Origin of the sequence: Microvirga sp. VF16 (assembly GCF_016864375.1) — a bacterium.
Lineage (GTDB): Bacteria > Pseudomonadota > Alphaproteobacteria > Rhizobiales > Beijerinckiaceae > Microvirga.
Window position 1 is genome coordinate 1,081,129 of record NZ_CP069354.1, and the last position, 20,375, is coordinate 1,101,503.

The 20,375-nt window shown below is 59.9% G+C and carries 19 protein-coding genes and 1 pseudogene; 3 read left to right on the forward strand and 17 right to left on the reverse strand.

Annotation, left to right across the window (positions count from 1 at the left end):
* Window positions 1-107: 107 nt before the first annotated feature.
* Complete coding sequence (locus JO965_RS05055; RefSeq protein WP_203442619.1) at window positions 108-785, reverse strand: ankyrin repeat domain-containing protein; 678 nt, start codon at window positions 783-785, stop codon at window positions 108-110.
* Between the two features lie 99 nt (window positions 786-884).
* Window positions 885-2,279 carry an amidohydrolase family protein gene (locus JO965_RS05060; protein WP_203442620.1) on the reverse strand — a complete coding sequence of 465 codons (1,395 nt, stop codon included), beginning with the start codon at window positions 2,277-2,279 and terminating at the stop codon, window positions 885-887.
* Between the two features lie 218 nt (window positions 2,280-2,497).
* On the opposite strand from JO965_RS05060, the gene JO965_RS05065 reads away from it, so the two are divergent.
* On the forward strand, window positions 2,498-3,385 hold the full coding sequence (locus JO965_RS05065) for a LysR family transcriptional regulator (protein ID WP_246776750.1): 888 nt from the start codon (window positions 2,498-2,500) through the stop codon (window positions 3,383-3,385).
* Between the two features lie 219 nt (window positions 3,386-3,604).
* Here JO965_RS05065 and JO965_RS47695 read toward each other — a convergent pair.
* The 12 genes and pseudogenes from JO965_RS47695 to JO965_RS05125 form a co-directional block, all read right to left on the reverse strand.
* Window positions 3,605-3,949, reverse strand: a pseudogene (locus JO965_RS47695) (PAS domain-containing protein); the annotation flags it as partial.
* 1,137 nt (window positions 3,950-5,086) lie between these two features.
* Entirely contained in the window at window positions 5,087-5,998 is a 912-nt protein-coding gene (locus JO965_RS05075) for a ribokinase (RefSeq protein ID WP_203442622.1), read from the reverse strand.
* A 34-nt stretch (window positions 5,999-6,032) separates the two neighbouring features.
* Window positions 6,033-6,479 carry a ribose 5-phosphate isomerase B gene (gene rpiB / locus JO965_RS05080; RefSeq protein WP_203442623.1) on the reverse strand — a complete coding sequence of 149 codons (447 nt, stop codon included), beginning with the start codon at window positions 6,477-6,479 and terminating at the stop codon, window positions 6,033-6,035.
* A gap of 66 nt (window positions 6,480-6,545) precedes the next feature.
* Complete coding sequence (locus JO965_RS05085) at window positions 6,546-7,337, reverse strand: transporter substrate-binding domain-containing protein (RefSeq protein ID WP_371826864.1); 792 nt, start codon at window positions 7,335-7,337, stop codon at window positions 6,546-6,548.
* A gap of 35 nt (window positions 7,338-7,372) precedes the next feature.
* Window positions 7,373-8,128, reverse strand: a complete 756-nt coding sequence (locus JO965_RS05090) for an amino acid ABC transporter ATP-binding protein (RefSeq protein ID WP_203442625.1) — start codon at window positions 8,126-8,128, stop codon at window positions 7,373-7,375.
* Between the two features lies 1 nt (window position 8,129).
* Entirely contained in the window at window positions 8,130-8,798 is a 669-nt protein-coding gene (locus JO965_RS05095; protein WP_203442626.1) for an amino acid ABC transporter permease, read from the reverse strand.
* A 10-nt stretch (window positions 8,799-8,808) separates the two neighbouring features.
* Complete coding sequence (locus tag JO965_RS05100) at window positions 8,809-9,492, reverse strand: amino acid ABC transporter permease (RefSeq protein ID WP_203442627.1); 684 nt, start codon at window positions 9,490-9,492, stop codon at window positions 8,809-8,811.
* A 16-nt stretch (window positions 9,493-9,508) separates the two neighbouring features.
* Entirely contained in the window at window positions 9,509-10,411 is a 903-nt protein-coding gene (locus JO965_RS05105) for an NAD(P)-dependent oxidoreductase (RefSeq protein WP_246776851.1), read from the reverse strand.
* Window positions 10,412-10,437: 26 nt separating this feature from the next.
* Entirely contained in the window at window positions 10,438-11,190 is a 753-nt protein-coding gene (locus JO965_RS05110) for a FadR/GntR family transcriptional regulator (RefSeq protein WP_203442629.1), read from the reverse strand.
* Between the two features lie 410 nt (window positions 11,191-11,600).
* Complete coding sequence (locus JO965_RS05115) at window positions 11,601-11,987, reverse strand: acyl-CoA thioesterase (RefSeq protein ID WP_203442630.1); 387 nt, start codon at window positions 11,985-11,987, stop codon at window positions 11,601-11,603.
* 635 nt (window positions 11,988-12,622) lie between these two features.
* On the reverse strand, window positions 12,623-13,612 hold the full coding sequence (locus JO965_RS05120) for a tripartite tricarboxylate transporter substrate binding protein (protein ID WP_203442631.1): 990 nt from the start codon (window positions 13,610-13,612) through the stop codon (window positions 12,623-12,625).
* Window positions 13,542-14,693, reverse strand: a complete 1,152-nt coding sequence (locus JO965_RS05125) for a 4-oxalomesaconate tautomerase (RefSeq protein ID WP_203444068.1) — start codon at window positions 14,691-14,693, stop codon at window positions 13,542-13,544. Before JO965_RS05125 ends, JO965_RS05120 begins: the two co-directional genes overlap by 71 nt.
* A gap of 149 nt (window positions 14,694-14,842) precedes the next feature.
* Between JO965_RS05125 and JO965_RS05130 the strand changes: the two genes are divergently transcribed.
* Window positions 14,843-15,745 (forward strand): LysR family transcriptional regulator, encoded by a 903-nt coding sequence (locus tag JO965_RS05130; protein ID WP_203442632.1) that lies wholly within the window; start codon window positions 14,843-14,845, stop codon window positions 15,743-15,745.
* 287 nt (window positions 15,746-16,032) lie between these two features.
* Complete coding sequence (locus JO965_RS49270) at window positions 16,033-16,260, forward strand: hypothetical protein (protein WP_371826832.1); 228 nt, start codon at window positions 16,033-16,035, stop codon at window positions 16,258-16,260.
* Between the two features lie 276 nt (window positions 16,261-16,536).
* Here the strand turns inward: JO965_RS49270 and JO965_RS05135 are convergent, their stop codons facing one another.
* The 3 genes from JO965_RS05135 to JO965_RS05145 all read right to left on the reverse strand — a co-directional run bounded on the left by JO965_RS05135 (window position 16,537) and on the right by JO965_RS05145 (window position 20,305).
* Window positions 16,537-17,973, reverse strand: a complete 1,437-nt coding sequence (locus JO965_RS05135) for an aldehyde dehydrogenase family protein (RefSeq protein WP_203442633.1) — start codon at window positions 17,971-17,973, stop codon at window positions 16,537-16,539.
* Window positions 17,974-18,004: 31 nt separating this feature from the next.
* Entirely contained in the window at window positions 18,005-19,348 is a 1,344-nt protein-coding gene (locus JO965_RS05140; protein WP_203442634.1) for an aminotransferase class III-fold pyridoxal phosphate-dependent enzyme, read from the reverse strand.
* A 72-nt stretch (window positions 19,349-19,420) separates the two neighbouring features.
* Window positions 19,421-20,305, reverse strand: coding sequence for a GntR family transcriptional regulator (locus JO965_RS05145; protein ID WP_203442635.1), 885 nt, complete (start codon window positions 20,303-20,305; stop codon window positions 19,421-19,423).
* Window positions 20,306-20,375: the final 70 nt, after the last annotated feature.

Sequence of the window (20,375 nt, forward strand, 5' to 3'; positions counted from 1 at the left end):
CCAGCTCAGAGGATGAGCATCGGAATCGATCCCAAAAGTGGATTCCACTTTTGGGCCCAATGCTCTAGGTTGGGGGCTCGTTTACTTTATGGACCCGCCGATAAGGCTCATATGGCACCGGCCTCGATGAGGACCGCTTCGATCTCCGTGTAGCCGCGGCTGCGTGCGTGCTGCAGCGGCTTCACGCCATCCCGGTCTGCTAAGTTGACGTCGGCACCTGCCTTTACCAACAGGTTGACGACCTGCTGGTGGCGTTCGCCCCCATCGCCTAGGATGATGGCTTCTAGCAAAGCCGTCCAACCGAGATTGTTGACGTGATCGACATCGACGCCAGCCTCGATCAAGGTTCGGACAGTGTCGACATGTCCACGCTCCGCTGCCGGGATGAGAGCGGTGCCACCATAGCGATTGGTGCTCTTGAGGTCCGCACCGTGCGCGAGCGCCATCTTCAGGATTTCGAGATGGCCCCGCGCTCCGGCGTAAAGATAAGGACTGTCGTTGATCCGGTCCTTCGCGTTGACGTCGGCTCCGGCCTCGATCAATGCCCGTGCGATCTCGATCCTGTTGCCGTGGGTCGCGATGAGCAGGGCGGTGCGCCCAGATTCATCCCGAGCATCGATGTCGACGCGGTGTGACAGGAGGCGTTGAACATGCGCGGCATCGACATCCTTGTTCATGACGGCGTTCAACAGATCCTTCCCGCCGGTCGATTGCCCAACAGCTGTCATCGAATGGCCCATCATACCGAGTGCAAAGAATAGCGAGATGGCGAGACGTTTATGCATGATCAGCCCTCTGCGGGAGAGATACGCTCTTCAAAGAGAGGCGCATCGGACCCACTTTGGGGTCCGATGTGCTAAGCGTCTCGGGCGAAAATCGAGGCCTCAGACATTCTCCACAGCGCCATAAACCAAGCGCCCCTTATGGAAAGTCGCGCGCCTCGGCGAGCGTCGCGCAACAGCCTCGGCCGAACAGCTCGCATCGACCAGAACGAATTCGGCCGCGTCGCCGGGCTTCGGCCATACCATCTCGCCAGCGTCGCTCAACGGCAGCACATCGCCGGTGGAAATCGCAAGAGAGCGCGAGAGGCGGAACTCGTCGCTGCCGCCATAAAGCTGCGCGCACAGATTGGCCTTTTCCAGCATGTCGCCGGTGCCGAACGGCGACCAGTGGTCGATCACGCTGTCGGTGCCGGTCATGATCTTGACCCCCTTTGCACGCAGCTGCGGCAGCGGCATCGTCCGCTGTCCGATCGGCACCGTCGACACCACGGTCACGCCCTGCGTGGCCATGCGCTCGGCCATTTCGTTCAGCTCCTCGGGGCGCAGGGTGGAAAGGGCGAAGGCGTGGCTGAGCGTCAGCCGGTTGCGCAAAGCCGGCGTCTTTTCCACGGTCTCGACCATGTACTTGAGAGCGGCGACGCCGGCGGGATTGGTTTCATGGATGTGGATATCAATGCCCTTGTCGTGGTCGAGCGCGATCTGGAACATCGCATCCAGCGATGCTTCCATCGCGCCGTCGACATTGGTGGGATCTAGACCACCGACATAATGAGCGCCCATCTTCATGGCCTCGCGCATCAGCCCGTCGACCTTGGAATGCAGCAGGCCATGCTGCGGGAAGGCGACGATCTCGCATTCGAAGCTGTCGCGATAATTGGCCAATGCAAGCTGCAGGTGCTCCAGGCTTTTCAATCCGCTCACCGGATCGATGTTGCAGTGGCTGCGTGCCACCGTGCTGCCCTGTGAAAGGAGGAGGTCAATCAGCTTTTCCGCACGGGCCTGAGAGGTCGGCAGGAGCTTTGGAAGAAGCACCTCCTCCCGCGCGATCATGTCCATGATGGTCTTGCCCTGACGGGGCAGGGGAGCCTGCCACGGGCCGCCATAGAATGTCTTGTCGAGGTGGATATGCATATCCCGGAACGCGGGCAGAAGCAGCTTGCTCTGCGCCTTGTAGCGCGGCAGGGCTGCATTCAATGCGGCATTCGCGCCGTGCACCGCCTTGATGCGACCGTTCTGAATTTCCAGGGTGTGGATTCCGGTCCGGGTGCCGACCACCACTTCGCCCTCACGCTCGAAGCCTTCTTCGAGGCGCACATCGGTCAAATAGTAATGGCTGTCGGTAAGGGTCATGATCTGCTGACGGGATTTATCTGTATTGGCCGTGGCCTCCGCGGCCCCAGCCTGCGCGCCGCTCAAGCCCAGTATCGTGGACGCGGCGGCCAGCCCGCCGGAATGGCGAAGAAAGGCTCTGCGGCTCTGGTGGTTTGCACTTTGCACGGGGCGCTCCTCTCTGCTTGTCGTCGAGATGGTCGGCGGCATTTGAACCAGCGTCAGCAGCCCGGTCCCGGCTCGGCCGTTACAAGACTGCCGGTCGTCGCTTCTTCTCGGGAGATCCGCTCGGGCCGCCAAAATTCTTTGCTGCAATGTCCGGAGGATAGTACCAGCTTATCTTATCTGGAAATTAAATGTTTGGATTGTTACTATTGATTTCTTGAATGGCGAATGCCGCGCCGCCGGGGGAGCCGATGCTCGACCCACGTCTATTGCGAGCCTTCATTGCAATCGTCGAAGCCGGGGGCTTCACCCGAGCGGCCGAGCGCCTGCACATGACCCAGTCGACCTTGAGCCAGCAGCTGGCCCGGCTCGAGGAAGCGGTCGGGCAGACCCTCGTGGATCGGGAGGCTCGCCCCATCAGGCCGTCCGCTGCTGGGGAGCGCCTCCTCGGATATGCCCGTCGGATCGTGACGCTTCAACAAGAGGCGACGGCGGCCTTGAGCAACCCGGCCGGCACGACGCCCATTCATATCGGGTTGCCGGAGGACGTCTTCAGCCGCCCCATGGCGCGGCTTTTCGGCGAGTTCTCCAAGCGCCACCAGGAGATCCGTCTGGATGTCAGCGCCGGGCTGAGCCGCGACCTGACCCGGCGCTACCGCGGCGGCGAGTTCGATATCGTCGTCGTCAAGGAGCCGGCACCCAGCAACGATTGCCGGGCGAGCTTCCCCGAGGCGACGGGCTGGTTCGAGAGCAGGGATGCCCCGGTTGCCTGGCCGGACCCAGTCCCCCTTGTGACCTTCCCTCCCGGCGGCCTTTATCGCGAATCCATGTTCGAACGCATCGAGCGTGAGCGCCGCCATTGGTACATCGCCTTTTCAGGCAGCAGTCTCAACAATGTGCTTGTCGCCGTCGAGGGCGGTCTCGGCATAACGCTTCTCCCGGTCGCTACGACGCTCGGGCGTCACGTCAGGCCCTATGCACTATTCGGCGACGAAGCTCCGATCATGGTTTCCATCTATGCCTGGGAGAGCACGGGGCTCATCGCAGAACTGGTCGAACAGATCAGTGCCGCTCTTTCCGAACGGAGTGGTCGTCCTGGCAGGCGGTGATTATTCCTTACTTGACGTTAGAATCTGCTCACAATTCGAGATTTTGTAGCAAACCCTGGATTAATTCGGAAACATGCCGGTGAGCGTTGCTCGATCTGTATGCCGTCATCCGCTCCATGTGAGGGATGACTTCCTGTGCACCTGACTTCCGATTCAAACTTCAAGGTAGCCATTGCGAAGTGAAAGCGGCTTCATGCTTTTAGACCCTTAGGCGGCTCCAAGATCGAGTAGCACGTTAACCGCACCAACAAGGTTGTCATTCGTATCATGCAAGGGGGTAGGGAACGGCTTGAAGTGAACTCGTGTACCGTCGGGTCGCTCTGCAATTGCTGTCACGCCCCGGACCCTCCTATCCTCACGGATCGCCACGGCCATCGGGCAACGGTCATGCGGCAGTGGTGTGCCATTGAGTGAATAGATGTGCCATGATCCGCACCAGCGGTCCCGCCCCAGCACCGGACGCCGTCCCCACAACGCCACGGCAGCCTCGTTGTAGAAGGTGATGCGTCCTGTCGCGTCCGTCATGTAGACAGCAAAGGGGAGAGCCGCGAGGAGGTCGACATACTGTGTCTCGGCGGATTTCTGACCTGCCGTGGAACGACTGACGTACTCGATCACCTGATCGGGGCTGCTCTGCTTTGCCACAAGGCGCAGCAATGCCTTCTTGACATGCTGGCGAACGGGCAAGCCGATGTCGGTCTCGCGGGAGGAATCCGTTCCGGACACAAAGCTCTGTCGTGCAATCTTTGCTATCCAATGCCCGGCCGTAACCTGGAACAGGTGAAAGCCATTGAACAGCACGCCCGTGGCGGCCGCTCGATTATCGAAGCCTGGCGGTCGAGCATCATCGGAGCGAAGAGAGCCTACATAAACCCACTGCTCGGAAGTGATAAAACTCGGAATCGGGTAGTCTTCGCGGACGGCACAGAGTATCTCAGGCCGCTGGCTGTTACCGAACAGATTATAGGCACAATCGCTCGCCTCGGGTCTGAGAGACGCCAACTGATGACCGGACTTCACGATATATTCTCCCAGCCTGACGTTCTTTTCTACGTTTTTGATTCGCAACGCCTTTGCTAAATGCTACCCTTCCTGTGTGGTTTTTGTGTGCCCTTGGGAGTGCCGCCACAATCGATGGAACACTACTAGGACATTGATCTGCCTCTCGATAAGGAGTTGCACTCGGCCGTGAGGAATGGACGCCCACCATCGCCCAGATGTATCTCAGGACTGCGATCTTAATGCCGGTCGATTGTCCAGTGCAGGGAAACACTCACCGGCTTGATGCAGCGGTCATTGTGGATTTGTAAGACGGTTTGGGGCATCCATATGCACGGCTTTGACAGCCTCGAATCCAACTCGATCAAGGAAGCCGACTATTCCATAGAGCCTATGTCGGAAGTTTGCGGACGATTGTCTCATCCGCGTGAAGTGGTCTCATTTGCCGGAAGCAGGCGCTTCATGACATATGGGTGGGTCGGCCTGTCGAAGAGTGCTTCTGAGCCGAATGGACAGAACCCTAAACTAACCGCATCCTGTTAGCATATCACTGCCACTGGGCGCGGAGTTCGATTGAACTGATCGATTCTGTTCTGATGGAACCTAGAGCACTTGTCGGCGAAGTGGATCCGGTTCGCCGTCAAAAAAGCGGCAACCAAAGAAGAGAGCTGATTCCATGCGAATGGAAACAGCTCAATCCTTTCAGATAACTCCGAGTTGCGCGCGTGTCGGCATACCGGTTTGAGCGCCATAGGCAAGGCAAGCTAGCGATGCCCCGTAGCAGGCTCGTTGAAGAGCTTTGGTGAAAGACAACGCCTCATCGAGCCCGCTGGCCAGGATTCCGACGAAGGTATCACCAGCCCCAGTCGTGTCGACAGGCCGTATCGGCGGTGCTTCGACAATCTCGCTGCGCCCATCGGAGTGAAACGCAAAGGCGCCCTGGGCGCCCGCCGTGACGACGCAAGTGCAACCGCTTCCCGACAGATAGGCCCCAGCATCCTCAAAGCGGTCGGTCTCGCAGCCGAGAAGCTTGGCTGCGGTGATGGCTTCGTGCTCGTTGACGACGAAGATGTCAGTCTCGTCGACGAGATCCGAGAGATCTCTCGTCGAGAATGCTGTCGGCGCCGGTGCGAAGTTCCAAATGACGCGCCCGCCTGCCGCCCGCACTTGCCGAGCAACGTTGAGAGACGCCGAAAAGGGGACTTCCATTTGGAAGACTGCAACTGTCGCGGCATTCGCCTCGAAGCCGCGAAGCGTAGCCTCACTCAGTGAGGCATTGGCCCCGCTGGCGACGGTGATCGCATTCTCGCCGCGCTCATCGACGGTGATGAAAGCGCATCCGGTCGGCTCAGCGCTGTCGACGACGAGATCAGCCACGACATCGTTGCGAACGAGGTTGTCGCGTGCAGATCGGCCAAAAGCATCCCCCCCGACGCAGGCTGCCATTGCGACTCGGTGAGGCAAAGATGCCCGCGCAGCAGCGATCGCCTGGTTCGCGCCCTTGCCGCCGAACAAGGTTTCGTAGCCTGGAGAGAGGACAGTTTCGCCAGGACGCGGGATCGAGGATACGCGGGCAACAAGATCAATGTTGATCGAACCAAACACAATGATCATCTTGCACGCGCTCCCTTTCTCAAATCGTTCAGTCTCAGTCCTCGGCATCCATAGCGTGGAGTTTTTCCACGCGACGCCGGCAATCCTCATCGGTCGAGAATTCCGCCGACAGGTAGGACGAGACGAGATCCTGTGCGAGCCAGGATCCGACAATCTTAGCGCCGATGCACATCACGTTGACGTCGTCATGCTCGACAGACTGATGCGCGGAGTGGATGTCATGGCAAACAGCGGCGCGAATGCCCTTGACCTTGTTGGCAGCGATCGATGCACCGACGCCCGTGCCACACACCATGATTCCGCGCTCGGCCTCGCCAGATTTGACTTTCTGGGTCAATGCGCGGGCGATGTCTGGAAAGTCGACGGGCTTGTCATCGAAAGACCCTACATCAATGACCTCATGTCCGAGCGAGCGTACGTGCTCGACCACTGCATTCTTGAGGGGCCACCCAGCGTGATCAGACCCGACTACGACGCGCATTGAAAAACCTTTCTTTCGTGATTACAGATCGGGTGGCGCCGGAGCACCACCCTAATTTCTCCAGGATCAGCCCCGCATTTCCTGCGGGAGTTCGCTGCCATGGAACTTCTTGTAGATCTCGTTCAGCTTGCCATTCTTCAGATTGGTCGAGATCCATTCATTGAGCTTCTCGACCAGGCGCGGCTCACCCTTACGCACGCCGATAGCGAGATCGAATGTGCGAATGAGAACCTTCGGTTCGAAGGTGCGGGCCGGGTTCTTCACGCCGATCTGGTTCGCGATCGTTGCCGAAGTTGCGACGCAGTCCGCCTGTCCGGATACGGCTGCCGTCACCATCGTGGCATCGTCATCGAAGCGGGCGAGAGTGAGGTTCCGATCCTTCATGTTCGACAGCTCTGTATCCTGCGTCGTGCCGCGGGAGACGGCAATGGTCTTGCCTTTCAGATCATCCCAGCTTTTCGCTTCAACGGTCTTCAGGCACGCGACAACAGATTGCAGCGCTGCATAGGCCTTGCTGAAGTCAATCACCTTGGCGCGCTCCGGTGTGACCGAGAGGGTCGAGATGATGATATCCGCCTTGTTGGTTTGGATATTCGGGATACGGGTCGCGCCCGTGGTCTGCACGAACTCGAGTTCAAGACCAAGATCTTTCGCGAGAAGCTGAGCGGTCTCCACGTCCGATCCTGTCGGCTTAAGGTTCGCATCCATCATGCCCGACGGTGGGATCGCCATGTCGGTCGCGATGCGGATTTTCTTCGCCTTCATGATATCGTCGAGAAGGTCGGCGTGAGCTGCAGTTGTGCCGAGTGCCACGATGCAGGTCATGGCAACTGCGGCAGCGGAAAGCGGACGCTTCATCATCGTTGTTTGTCTCCCTAGATCTTGGTTGTCGTTTAGAGCCCTGTGCCAACGAACTGGGCGAGTTCCGGAGTTGCGGGCGAGGTCAGGATTGCAGCAGGTCCCGTCTCATGGACCTTGCCGCGGTGCATGAACACCACCCGATTGGCGATACCTCTGGCAAATCCCATCTCGTGCGTGACCATCACCATGGTCATGCCGTCCGCAGCGAGCGCTTCAATGACTTTCAGGACCTCGCCGGTCAGTTCCGGATCGAGGGCTGAGGTCACTTCGTCGAACAGCATGACCTTGGGCTGCATGGCAAGCGAGCGGGCAATCGCCGCGCGCTGCTGCTGTCCGCCGGAGAGCTGTTCGGGATATTGGTGGAGCTTGTCTTCCAGGCCGACCTGGGCAAGGACTTGTCGCGCCTGCTCTTTCGCCTGAGCCTTCGAGACGCCCTTCACGGAGCAGGGAGCGAGTGTGATGTTCTCTTCGATGGTCAGGTGCGGAAACAGATTGTAGCTCTGAAACACGATACCGACGTCCTGACGCAGGGCTCTCAAATCGAGCTTCGGGTCGCTGACGCGGTGGCCACACACGACAATCTCGCCACTGTCGATCGTCTCGAAGCGATCAATGCACCGAAGAGCGGTGCTCTTGCCGGACCCACTGCGGCCGATGATGACGAGAACTTCGCCACGGTCGACCTCGAAACTCACACCATCAAGCACCTTGAGTGAGCCGAAGCTCTTGTGCACGTGCTTAAGGGAAACGACCGGCAACTGGGTTGCTGCATTCAAAATTCTGTGCATGTCAGGCAGTCCCGAGTGAGAGGCGGGCAGGGCCGCTGCGCATCTCCAGGCGGCGGCTGATGCGCGATATCGGATAGCAGAGGGCGAAATAGATCGCCGCGATGATGGTGTAAATCAGAAATGGCTCAAAGAGGGAGTTGTTGATGATCTGCCCGGAGCGAGCGAGTTCCACGAAGCCGACTACTGATGCCAGCGAGGTGTTCTTGATGATCTGAACCATGAATCCGACAGTCGGAGGTGTCGCGATCCGGATCGCCTGCGGCAGGATCACCTTCATCATTCGCTGGGAGCGGCTTAGTGCAAGCCCTTCTGCGGCTTCCCATTGCGGTCGCGGAACGGATTGGATGCTGCCGCGCCAGATCTCGCCGAGATATGCGCCGACATAGATCGTGAGCGACGCACCGGCGGCTGTCAGCGGAGAGACAGTCACGCCGAGCGTCGGCAAGCCGAAATAGGTCAGGAACATGATGACGAGTAGCGGTGTGCCCTGGATGAGCTGCACATAGCCGGCGCTGAGAAGCCTCACGATCCTGTTCGGCGAGATGCGGCAGAGGGCAATAGTGAAGCCCGCAATTCCACCCCCGATCAGCCCGATGAGCGACAGGCCGATGGTCCACAGAGCTCCATAGCCCAAGAACATCAGGTGATTGGCATTTAGGGAGCCGCCCATCTTTTCCTCCTCACAAGGGGGTGCCGAGGCGTCGACGACGCGGGAAGATGACAAGACCGAGTAGCCAGAACCCGGCGCGCATGATCAGCGATAGAGCGATGTAAGCGAGCGCCACGAGGATATAGGTCTCGAAGGCACGGTAGGTGTCTGACTGCACGTAGTTCGCAACCGCCGTTAGCTCTTCCGCTGAGATCTGCGATGTCACCGATGAGGCGAGCATCAGCAGTACGAACTGGCTCGTCAGAGACGGATAAACCTTCTCGATCGCGGGCCACATGACGACGTGCCAGTAGATCTGGGCACGGGAGAGTGCGAGACCTTCGGCAGCCTCGATCTGTCCACGGGGAATGGAGTCGAATCCTGCGCGGATGATCTCGGTCGTATAGGCGCCGACATTGATCGTCAGAGCTGCCGCCGCGACGACGAAAGCGGAGAACTTCAGTCCCAGGCTGGCAAGGCCGAAATAGACGAGGAAGATCTGGACCAGGAGCGGTGTGTTCCGGATCGCTTCGACATAGATGCCGCAAATCCGCGAAACGAACGGATGGCGGCTGCGTCGGCCTATGGCGCCGAGAACCCCGATGGCCGTGCCCAGCACGGTTGCGATGAAGGCGAGTTGAAGGGTGAGTACGGCCCCATCGAAGAAAGTCGGCCATCGCTCGAGGATGGTGACGAAGTCCAGATTGAGGTTCATGCCGGTCCGTCTCTCGTCACGCAGCCGTCTGATTGGTCATCCGGTCATAGACGCGGAAAAGAGCCTGATTGCCGTTCGTGCCCTCGCCATGCGCGCGCGCCTCGACATACTGGCTCGTCACCAGCGCCGTTCCCGGCAACGGGACAGAAAGCGAAAGTGCCTGCTCCTGCACGAGACGCAGATCCTTGAGCATCAGGTCGATGCGGAACCCTGCGGAAGCATCACCGGCGATCATGGCCGGACCCAACTTGTCGAGCATCCATGATGCGGCCGAACCGCCGAGAAGCACTTTGCGGAGCTGTTCAAGATCCACGCCGGAGGCGCGTCCAAGTGCAAGCGCTTCGCAGATTGCCTGGAGGTTGATGGCGCAAACAAGCTGGTTGCAGAGTTTGACCGTCTGCCCGGCTCCAGCCTCACCCACACGGGTGATCGTTGTGCCCATGGCGCGGAAATACGGCTCAGCGGACAGGAAGGCATCTTTGTCGCCTCCGACCATGATCGAAAGGGAGGCGTTTTTCGCGCCGACGGGGCCGCCGGACACGGGCGCGTCAAGGAACGCCACGCCTGCGGCCTTGAGATCGGCGTGCATGCGCCGGACGGCGACCGGCGAGATCGTGCTCATGTCGACGACGAGGCGGCCCCGTGGCGGCGAGGTCCGAAGGCCCCCTTCGCCATAGACGACCTCTTCGACCTGCGGAGTGTCGGGGAGCATGGAAATGACGATATCCGCGTCGCGCACGGCATCGGTGAGGCTTTCGGCTCCCATAGCACCGTGGGGAAGGAGCTTATCCACCGCTTCCTTGCGGACGTCGTAGGCGCGCACGGCATAACCCGCCTTGAGCAGATTGAGCGCCATTTCGCGCCCCATCGTCCCCAGGCCTGCAAAGCCGACTGTTCCCTTATGGTCATTTCGCTCCATCATGGCATCTCGTTCTTGTTGTGTTGTCACGAGGCGCTCCGGGGGCCGGGTGCGCCGATTGCTGCACGACGGCGGAAATCGTCGCCGATCGCAAAATGCTCGCGCATGACCCTTTCCGCATGCTCTGGATCGCGCCCTACGATGGCGTCGAAGATGCGGCGATGATCCTCGATCAGGTAGGTTTTCATTGTATCGAAGACCTGAAGAAGTTCTCTCCGCCCCTGGTGGGAGCGCATCAGGATCCCGGACATGGAATCGTGCAGGACAATGAGTGTCTCGGATTTTCCCGCCAGCACGACCGCGCGATGAAATTCGAAATCGGCCACACCGCCGGCATCGGCATCGTCGATCGTCTCAGCGATGCGCGCGAGCGCTTGTTGCAGCCTCTCGAAATCGGACACTGTCGCTCGCTCGGCGGCAAGCCGGACGGCTTGGCACTCGATCGCGATGCGTGCCTGCATCACGTCGTCGATGACCTCCGATTGCTGCGCGAAGGCGAACGTAAAGAAGTCGTTGAGGACGGAGAGGTCGGGACGGCGAACGATTGTTCCGACGCGGTCGCGGATTTCTACGACTCCGAGGACCGTTAGCGCGCGCAGCGCCTCACGCAGGATCGGTCGGCTGACACCGAGCTGCGCAGCGAGATCGCGTTCAGGGATAAGCCGGTCGCCCGGTCGCAATGAGCCTGCAAGCAACCGCTCGCGCAAGAAGGCGAAGACCTTCTCAAACCCCTTGCCGCCACTCTCCCTAAGCCGCGTGATTTCCAGATCAGCGGTCATTCATCTTACCTTGGTCAGACCAAAATACATACCACGGTCAGCCAGTCAAGAATGAAGCACTTTCCCGTTGGGGCGCACGGCAGCGTTGCCGTCCCGCTCGTCCGGGCTGGAGGGGCTGTCCGGCTCACCTGCTCTGGCCCGCAGAGCCCATGGTTAGTTGGCACTCTATGAAAATTTTCTCACGCAGACGGCGGAAGCCGAGGCTGTCAGTATCATGCCGGCGCTCGTTGCTCGCCTTGCAGAGGAGCATGGAGTGATTGCTGCTCCGGCCACTTCTCGCGCGTCTTACGTTGACGCGGTCTCACATACAAAAAATCGCAGATGGCGGGGAGTGCGCACGTGCGGACGTTCGGGGCGCCGGATTTGGAGAGGTCACAATGTCAGCCACGCACGTGAGCAGCCGTCCGCGCTCACCCAGGTGGCAACGGGCGGGGGCGGGATCCGCTGTCGATAGCGACGAAGGTGAAGATCGCCTCGGTCACCTTGATCTGCTCATCCCCGTCCCGTGAGCGGCGCCAGGCTTCCACCTGAAACTTCATGGAGGTTCGTCCCGTCGAGATTAGCTCGGCATAGACCGAGACCTCGTCGCCGACATGGACAGGAGAATGGAAGGCCATGCCGTCCACCGCGACGGTGACGCAGCGACCCCGAGCGCGTCGGGCGGCGGCGTTCCCGGCCGCGAGATCCATCTGGGACATCAGCCAGCCGCCGAAAATATCGCCTGCCGGATTCGTATCAGACGGCATGGCAATCGTCCGGATGACCGGCAGGCGTGCTTGCATCTCTTCCGACGTCATGCCTCGTTTCCCTCGATGATGCTTGCTTGTCCTACAATGCTTCATGGCAGCCAATGCCGCGGTCTCCCGGAGGATGCCGGAAGGAACCCGTACAGGCAATGGAGGGAAGCCGGGGCAACGATGGTGAGTACATTTCCACTCGTCTCGGCTCAGTCGCCCACGAACACCTCGTCGCATTCCTTGCGGATGGTGGGCAGTAGGGTGATCACAGGCAGGATCGCGGCGATGGCGAACCGGCCGATGCACATCACGTTAGAGCATCGACCCATTAGTGGACCCACTTTTGGGTCGATGCTCCACTCTTTGGAGAGCGCATCGTTGGGTGGGAAAACCGGGGCCACTTTTCACTGGCGTGGTCCTTCGGGTCGCTGATGCAGCCCTCTGGGTCCGCACGATGTGCTAGAGCATCGGACGATTTGTCGGACTTGCCCGATTCCCCCTCTCCCGAGTGGAGAGAGGTGGGGTATCGTGGATCCGCCTTTCAGTCCGATGCTCTAGTAGGCAGCGAGTTGATCGAGACGATGCCGCATAACATCAGGGTCGCCGGGAACATCAGGCGAAAGGGCACCTGCAGAAGTCCACCCCGGTGGCTTCGACGGGGAAGCGGCCGGGGTGGGATCTATGACATTGATGGATCAGTTCGTGGCGATGGAGGCCTTCCCGATGATGTCAGCCCAGCGGGCGGATTCCGACTTCATCATGGCGGCGAACGCCTCCGGGCTGTTGCCGATCGGCTCGGCACCCTCATTCTCCAGGCGCTCGCGCACGACGCCGTTCTTGATCGTCTCAATTGTTGCGGTTCGGATTTTGTCGGCGATGTCCTTCGGCGTCCCCTTAGGCACGGCGAAGCCATACCAAGCGGTAGCCTCGTAGGTCGGCCAACCGCTCTCCGCGACGGAGGGCACGTCCGGGAATTTCTTGGCCCGGGTCTTGGAGGTCACCGCTAGAACGCGGGCATCCGAACTCTCGATCAGTCCGAGGACGGACGGGACCGTCGTCACCATGAAATCCATGCGGCCGCCGAGGAAGTCGTTCAGCGCTGGCCCGGCCCCTTTGTAGGGGACGTGGACCGCCTCGAACTTCGCTTCCTGAGCAAGCAAAACCGTAGCCAGATGGCTTGCCGAGCCATTGCCGGCCGACCCATAGGTCAGCTTGCCAGGGTTCTTCTGGGCATATTCGATCAACTCCTTGACCGTCTTGTAAGGCGAGTTCTTCGGCACGATCACAACGAGTGGAGCCGCCGTAATCAAGGTCAGCGGATCAAAGGCCGTCAGCGGATCGATCTTGACGTTCTTGAACAGGTGCGGGTTGACCACCATCGGGCCTTGGTTCGCCATCAGGACGGTGTAACCATCCGGCGCGGCATTCGCCGCCTGCTGAGTGGCGATATTGCCGCCGGCCGACCCGTTGTTCTCAACGACCAAGCTCTGCCCAAGCTTTTCTCCGACACCCTGAGCGACAAGGCGAGCGATCGCATCCGTCCCGCCGCCAGCGGCATAGGGGACGACGAGTTTCATCGGGCGGGACGGGAATGCATCCTGCGCGATGGCGCCGCTAAGGGGCGATGTGATCGCGGTCAACGTAGCTAGGGCGGCGCAGCAGAGCAGTCGGCGTGTGATGGTCATGAGCGTTTTCTCCTCTTTGTTGTATCCCTTCCAGCGGCGCAATGACAGCACTTGCTGGGACGATGATCTTCCCCTCGAAGATTCTGCGGGCGGTGCGGACAAGACTTGCCCGCGCGATCTGGCCTGAAGCGTCGATACTCAGGTCGATCTCGATCCGACCGCTTGGGTGTTCGAGATTCACCAATGACGAAAGTTCGGAAGCGGCCAGGTCATGCGCGACGCTTCCCGGCAACCGGCATGCCGCGGCGATGCACAATGCGCCTGTGACCGCGTGCCCCTTGTGGCAGCGCTTCGAATTCATGAAGTAGCGTGAAGTGATCGTGCCGCCGTGACGTGCGCTGGACAGGATCCCGATCTTGGGAACGACGCTGCCCGAGACGTCTCCGAGGCCCATGCGAAGGCCGGCCTCCAGGCGAATGGTTTCAAGACGAGCCAGGAGACTATTGTTGGCTTCAAGCTCGTCGGGAGTTTCGTCTCCGGACATGCCGAGGTCGCCTGCGCGCAGGAGCACCATCGGCATGGCGTAGTCGATGAGCGTCACGGGAGTGTTGTCGATGAATTCGCGGACGTGCCCGGTCGGCAGAAATGCTCCCGTCTTGGAGCCGACAGCATCCAGGAAGGTTAGCTTCACTGGTGCGGCGGTGCCGGGCACACCGTCAATCGCCGTTTCTCCCTCATAGTCCACGACGCCCGCAGGGGTCTTGACCACGGCTTCGACAGTGGTTGCGGTATTGCGGTTAAAGATTCGGACGGTCGTCTCGCCGACCTGGGCCGGCACTAGTCCGGCCTCGATGGCGAAGGGACCCACGGCCGACAGCATGTTGCCGCAATTCGGGCTGAAATCCACAAAAGCCCGGTCGGTCGCGACCTGCGCGAACAGATAATCGACGTCCGCACCCGGCCGGGACGAGCGGGCAACGATCGCGACCTTGCTGGTCATCGGATTGCCGCCACCAATGCCGTTCACCTGGAGCACGTGGGGCGAACCCATGGCGGCAAGCAGGAAGCGATCCCGCTCTTCCGGGTCAACGGGAAGATCCTCCTCGAGGAAGAACGGCCCCCGCGATGTTCCACCCCGCATGAGCACGCATGGGATCTGGAAGGAACTCTTCTTCGATATGGCGAGCGAGACTGACACAGCGGCAGGTCCGGGTGAAATTTCTTTGCCGCCGATCAATCTCAAATATTGAAAATGCTGTGAAATGCAAAGATCGGTGTTATTGATGCGTAATGAGCATCAATTTCGAAGCCCTTGACCTGCGCGCCTTTGTTGCCGTTGTGGACCTTGAGGGGTTCCACCGGGCGGCTGAGGTGCTGAACCTGTCTCAGCCGGCCCTGAGCCGCCGTATCCAGAGACTTGAGGCTGCTGTTGGGGCTGCGCTCCTGGAGCGTACGACCCGGCGCGTGGCCCTGACCACCGTCGGTCGGGAGTTCCTGCCGCTCGTGCGGCGGATGCTTGATGAATTCGACTCTTCCCTGTTCGCCATGAGGGAGCTGGGTCAGCAGCGGGGAGGGCAGATCACTCTCGCATGTGTCCCCACAGCGGCGTTCTACTTTCTCCCGTCAGTCATCGCCCGCTTCAAGGAACAGTATCCGAACATTCGCTTCAGGATCCTGGACCTATCGGCGAATGAGGGACTGGAGAGCGTCGCCCGCGGCGAGGTCGAATTCGGTATCAATCTCCTGGGCGGATCCGATCCCGACCTGTCGTTCGAACCATTGCTGGAGGATCCGTTTGTGCTTGCCTGCCGACGCGATCATCCGTTGGCTGAACGAGCGTCGCTGACATGGTCGGATCTCGAGGGGCAGCCGCTTGTGGCCGTGAGCAGGACGAGTGGCAATCGCATCATGCTGGATGCAGCCCTTGTCCGCGCAGGAGTGCACCTGAGCTGGTCTTACGAGGTAACCCACCTCTCGACATCCCTGGGGCTGGTAGAGGCGGGTCTCGGGATCTCCGTCCTGCCGCGGCTCGCCACGCCGCAGGATGAACATCCGATCATTGTCACGCGTCCGATCGGAAGCCCGGAGGTGTCACGCACCATTGGCGTTGTCAGGCGGCGCGGCGGTCGCCTTGCTCCGGCTGCTGAAAGGTTCCTTGCGATGCTTCTCGGAACCTGGAAAAACGCGAGTTAGTCTTCATCCCAATTATCCGTGACGATATCGAGCATGGATCCCCTCGTCGGATCAGGTCCGTGGAGCGATTCTGAGAGCCGTACAAGAAGGCTACCGGAGCAAGCAAAGGCGTATTGCAGAACTGGACAAGATGAGGACAGACAATCCATCCCAATCGTTGAAATGAAACAGCCTTCCTCCAAGGTATCTGTGGAAGAGGGATAATCCCCTAGAGCAGCCATTCATTCACAATTCGGCCACGAATTCCCAGTCACATTCCGCCGCCGATTTTGGCTGGAGGAACACAGATGCGGTGCTACTTCCATCTATTAAACCACCATGAAGAATTGATCGATGATGAGGGAGTAGAAGTCCCTGACCTTGAGAGTGCAAAGCTCCATGCATTAATAGCAGTGAGCGAGCTGCAACGAGAGTACGACGGGGTGATTGAGGATTGGCATGAATGGCGTCTCCACATCCATAGCTCTAAAGGTTCCCTTCTTCACACTTTCCCTCTCCTGAAACCATCGTCTTGAATGTTTCTCTGGTTCTTTCTCTGAAAGGCGCCATTCAAGTATTGTAACTCAGAAGTATCGGGATGTTTAATCCTGAGTAGGGTCAGCCAGACAGGTCTATGCTACGCTGCAATTTCGACCTTCTGATTGATCAGAATGCGATCAATGCCCCTGAGAGCAGAGATCTCAGCGACTTCGATCAGGCTCGGGAGGTAGCTAAGGCCATGTGCTCTGCCACAAGCGGCAGACGATGAGATTTTTCCGTCATAACGCTGAACAATCCACCAAGCGCCCCGCTTAGATCGTTTGAGGCAGGTACCCGAACATCGATTTGGTTTCGAGAAACTCTTCGAAACCGAACCGTCCCCATTCGCGCCCATTGCCCGATTGTTTATAGCCGCCGAAAGCGGCCGCATTATCACCCCGGAAGCCGTTCAGATGGACCATGCCGGCTCGGATGCGACGCGCCACCCGGCGCGCTCGTTCGATATCGCCTGATGTCACGTAACTCGAGAGACCATAGACCGTGTCATTGGCGATCCGGATCGCATCCTCCTCATCCTTGTAAGGCATAACCGACAGGACAGGTCCGAAGATCTCCTCTCGCGCGATGCTCATGTCATTCCGCACATCCGCGAACACGGTCGGCCGCACGTAATAGCCGCGATCAAATCCGGCCGGGCGCCCGGGGCCACCTGCCACAAGAGTCGCTCCTTGCTCGATTCCTGCTTCGATCAGGCTCTGGATTCGTGCGAATTGGATTTGGCTCACCACGGGACCGATGGTAGTGGATGGGGAGCGTGGGTCACCCACGATTGTCTCCTCGGCGATGCGTCTTGCGATCGCTGCGACTTCATTCTGACGGCTGAACGGGACGAGGAGGCGCGTGGGCGCGTTGCAGGATTGCCCACTATTCGCAAAGCAGGCCCGAACACCATGCGTGACGGCTGCTTCAAAATCCGCGTCCTCGAGCAGAATATTCGGCGACTTGCCACCGAGTTCCTGATGAACGCGTTTGACCGTATCGGCGGCCGCCTTCGCGACGAGGGTTCCGGCGCGGGTCGAGCCGGTGAAGGACACCATGTCCACATCTGGGTGGCTTGCAAGGGCCTGCCCTACATGAGGACCGTCGCCGTTGATCAAGTTGAACACTCCTGCCGGGACGCCTGCATCGTGCAGAATCTCCGCAAATATCGCTGCGGAGAACGGGGCAACTTCACTCGGCTTGAGTATCATGGTGCATCCGGCCGCAAGAGCTGGACCGACCTTGCAGGCGATCTGGTTCAAGGGCCAGTTCCAAGGCGTGATGAGACCGCAGACCCCGATCGGCTCCCGGGCGATCACGGTCGCATTGATCACCTCGTCGAACTCGTAGGTTTTCAGGACATCGATGGCACGCTGGAGATGACCAAGCCCGGCCGGTACGTGGCGCTCACGTGCGAAAGCGAGAGGCGCCCCCATTTCGGTCGAAATCGCCTCGGCCAGCTCTTCGCTGCGTTGGCGATAGAGGGTAATGATCCGGGTGAGCAGATCCAGACGATCCTCGCGGCTGACATCGCTATAGGTTGCAAACGCCCGCCGTGCAGCAGCGACCGCCATGTCTACGTCGGCTGCGGTGCCGGCAGAAACCGTCCCGGCGATTTCCTCGGTGGCAGGATTGATTACGTCGATGAGTCCCTGTTCCGTGGGAGGAACCCATTGTCCGTCGATGTAAAAGTGATGGCGATGCAGCACGATTGCCCTCCGTCTTTCTGATCCGCAGGTCTCAATTCATCTGTCTGACGGCAAGGCGGATGCTATCGATCGTCTGTTCAATCTGCTCTTCCTCGATGATGAGTGGTGGAGACAGGACAATCATGTCGCCCGACGCTCTGACGAGAACGCCATTCTCGTAGCACATCTGCGCGCAAAGATTGCCACGTGCTCCCGGCTCGCCCGTACGGGGTGCCAGTTCCACAACGCCGAGAAGCCCGATATTCCGGATATCCGCAACGTGGGTCTCGTTACGCAGGCTGTGCAGCGCTGCTTCCCAAATGGGAGCGATAGCAGCACTCCGCTCGAAAAGACCCAGATCTTGATACACGTCCAAGGCAGCAAGGCCGGCGGCGCATGCGAGAGGATGACCCGAATAGGTGTAGCCATGGAAGAGTTCAATGGCCTCTGGCGGCCCGGCCATGAAGGCGTCGAACACGAAGTCTCGGAGGATGACGCCACCCATCGGGACTGCCCCGTTGGTCATGCCCTTGGCACAGGTGATGATGTCCGGTCTCACACCGAGTGCCTGAGCGGCGAAGGGCTGCCCCAGGCGCCCGAATCCGGTGATGACCTCGTCGAAGATGAGCAATATCCCATGACGGCTGCAGATGGAGCGCAACCGCTCAAGATATTGCAGCGGCGGCGGATAGACGCCTCCCGAGCCGATGACAGGCTCAACGATCACCGCTGCGACGGTCGCGGGATCCTGGATCTGCAGAAGGCTTTCGAGTTCGTCCGCATAGTGGGCGCCTGTTTCAGGACGGCCTCGCGAGAATCCCATGGTAGAGCGGTCATAGGGTAGAGACAGGTGAGCCACATCCGGGAGAAGGGGGCCGAAATCCCGTTTGTGGCGTCCGATGCCACCGACGGAGAGGCCGCCGAAACCCATGCCGTGATAGCCTTTGGCTCGCCCTATGAATTTGGTGCGCCCGGCATCCCCGCGGGCGCGATGATAACCGCGGGCGATCTTGAGTGCGCTGTCGACCGCCTCAGAGCCGGAATTGGTGAAGAACACGTGTTCGAAACCCTCGGGGGCCATGTCGGTGAGGCGACGGGCAAGTTCGAAGGCACCCGGGTGGCTCATCTTGAACGAGGAGACGAAGTCAAGGCGGCCTGCGGCCTCGCGGATGGCCTCGACGATCCGCGGCTGGGCGTGACCCGCGTTGACGCACCACAGTCCGGCCATGGCATCGAGCACGCGGCGGCCATCCGCCGTAGTGTAGTGCATTCCCTCTGCGCCGACGAACATCATCGGGTTCGCCTGGAACTGCCGCATGGCCGTAAAGGGCAACCAACAGGTGTCGCCCACATCGTTGGCGAACGGACGGGCAGCAGTCTGTGGCGAGGCTGTCATTGGCGTGCTCCTGGGACAGGATTAGCTTTGTAGCGGATTATTGGACTTTATTCAGATGAAATACACTTGCGTTTAGCCCGGATCCGGGTTGTCGCGCGACCGGACTTGGCTCGCCCGCTCAAGGTGCCGTCGCAGCAGGACCGAAGCGACTTCGCGCTCACCTTTGGCCAAGTAGTCGAGAATTTCTATATGCTCGCGGCAGTTGATCACGACGCGCTCGAACCCGAACTTCCAGTCGTATTGGGAAAAGCGCCTGAGCTGATTCTGGTGGCGGATGGCGGAGTGGATGAAGCGGTTTCCAGAGGCCGCGGCCAAGCCTTCGTGAAAGGCGGCGTTCATTTCAAAGAACGCGATACTGGAGGTTTCCTGCCACGGGCGTTCGAGCGTCTCTGCGTGGCTCCGACGCATGTCCTCGATCCATTGCGGCTCGAGCCGGAAAGTCGGTTCCAGAATTCCCATTGGTTCAACGAGCAGACGGAAACGGTAGCTTTCGTCGCGGGCCGCAGGATCCCGGAAACCGGTCACAAATCGCCAGCCATAGCCCGGCTTGCGCTCGACCATCTCGAGATCCGATAGGCGGGACAGGACGCGCTGGACCGTCGGGCGGTTCAGGCTATAGCGCCGCATGATCTCGACTTCCGAGAAGTCCTGGGGAAGCTCGTCTTTCCGGCGATCGCGGGCGATCTGCACCAGCCACTCCTCGTCCATGTCGGAAGTGGCTGTGGCAGGGGCCTGCTCCGGAAGGGCGACGAGTTCCATCCCCCGGTTCGGGCGGCGGGCCAGAATCCCCTGATTCTCCAGGTGCTGGAGGGCGCCTCGAACGGGGGTTCGTGAAACCTCGAGGCGTTTCGCCAAACTGTTCTCGTTCAGCAATGCCCCGACCTGCAGTCCGTCCTCATTCACGAGGCGGACGATCCGGTCGGCCAGATCCTGCTGCAAACGGCTCGGCTGGTACACGCTGAAATTTCCTATTGATTGTATTCTCTCATGATGAAATACAATAAGTCCAATCGAATTGCCAGAGTCA

What these genes read in the sequence shown, in the direction of transcription:
- JO965_RS05055 (WP_203442619.1), bottom strand. Translation starts at nt 785, where the DNA reads ATGCATAAACGTCTCGCCATCTCGCTATTCTTTGCACTCGGTATGATG.
- JO965_RS05065 (WP_246776750.1), top strand. Translation starts at nt 2,498, where the DNA reads ATGGCGAATGCCGCGCCGCCGGGGGAGCCGATGCTCGACCCACGTCTA.
- JO965_RS05075 (WP_203442622.1), bottom strand. Translation starts at nt 5,998, where the DNA reads ATGATCATTGTGTTTGGTTCGATCAACATTGATCTTGTTGCCCGCGTA.
- rpiB (WP_203442623.1), bottom strand. Translation starts at nt 6,479, where the DNA reads ATGCGCGTCGTAGTCGGGTCTGATCACGCTGGGTGGCCCCTCAAGAAT.
- JO965_RS05085 (WP_371826864.1), bottom strand. Translation starts at nt 7,337, where the DNA reads ATGAAGCGTCCGCTTTCCGCTGCCGCAGTTGCCATGACCTGCATCGTG.
- JO965_RS05090 (WP_203442625.1), bottom strand. Translation starts at nt 8,128, where the DNA reads ATGCACAGAATTTTGAATGCAGCAACCCAGTTGCCGGTCGTTTCCCTT.
- JO965_RS05095 (WP_203442626.1), bottom strand. Translation starts at nt 8,798, where the DNA reads ATGGGCGGCTCCCTAAATGCCAATCACCTGATGTTCTTGGGCTATGGA.
- JO965_RS05100 (WP_203442627.1), bottom strand. Translation starts at nt 9,492, where the DNA reads ATGAACCTCAATCTGGACTTCGTCACCATCCTCGAGCGATGGCCGACT.
- JO965_RS05105 (WP_246776851.1), bottom strand. Translation starts at nt 10,411, where the DNA reads ATGGAGCGAAATGACCATAAGGGAACAGTCGGCTTTGCAGGCCTGGGG.
- JO965_RS05110 (WP_203442629.1), bottom strand. Translation starts at nt 11,190, where the DNA reads ATGACCGCTGATCTGGAAATCACGCGGCTTAGGGAGAGTGGCGGCAAG.
- JO965_RS05115 (WP_203442630.1), bottom strand. Translation starts at nt 11,987, where the DNA reads ATGACGTCGGAAGAGATGCAAGCACGCCTGCCGGTCATCCGGACGATT.
- JO965_RS05120 (WP_203442631.1), bottom strand. Translation starts at nt 13,612, where the DNA reads ATGACCATCACACGCCGACTGCTCTGCTGCGCCGCCCTAGCTACGTTG.
- JO965_RS05125 (WP_203444068.1), bottom strand. Translation starts at nt 14,693, where the DNA reads ATGCGGGGTGGAACATCGCGGGGGCCGTTCTTCCTCGAGGAGGATCTT.
- JO965_RS05130 (WP_203442632.1), top strand. Translation starts at nt 14,843, where the DNA reads ATGAGCATCAATTTCGAAGCCCTTGACCTGCGCGCCTTTGTTGCCGTT.
- JO965_RS49270 (WP_371826832.1), top strand. Translation starts at nt 16,033, where the DNA reads ATGCGGTGCTACTTCCATCTATTAAACCACCATGAAGAATTGATCGAT.
- JO965_RS05140 (WP_203442634.1), bottom strand. Translation starts at nt 19,348, where the DNA reads ATGACAGCCTCGCCACAGACTGCTGCCCGTCCGTTCGCCAACGATGTG.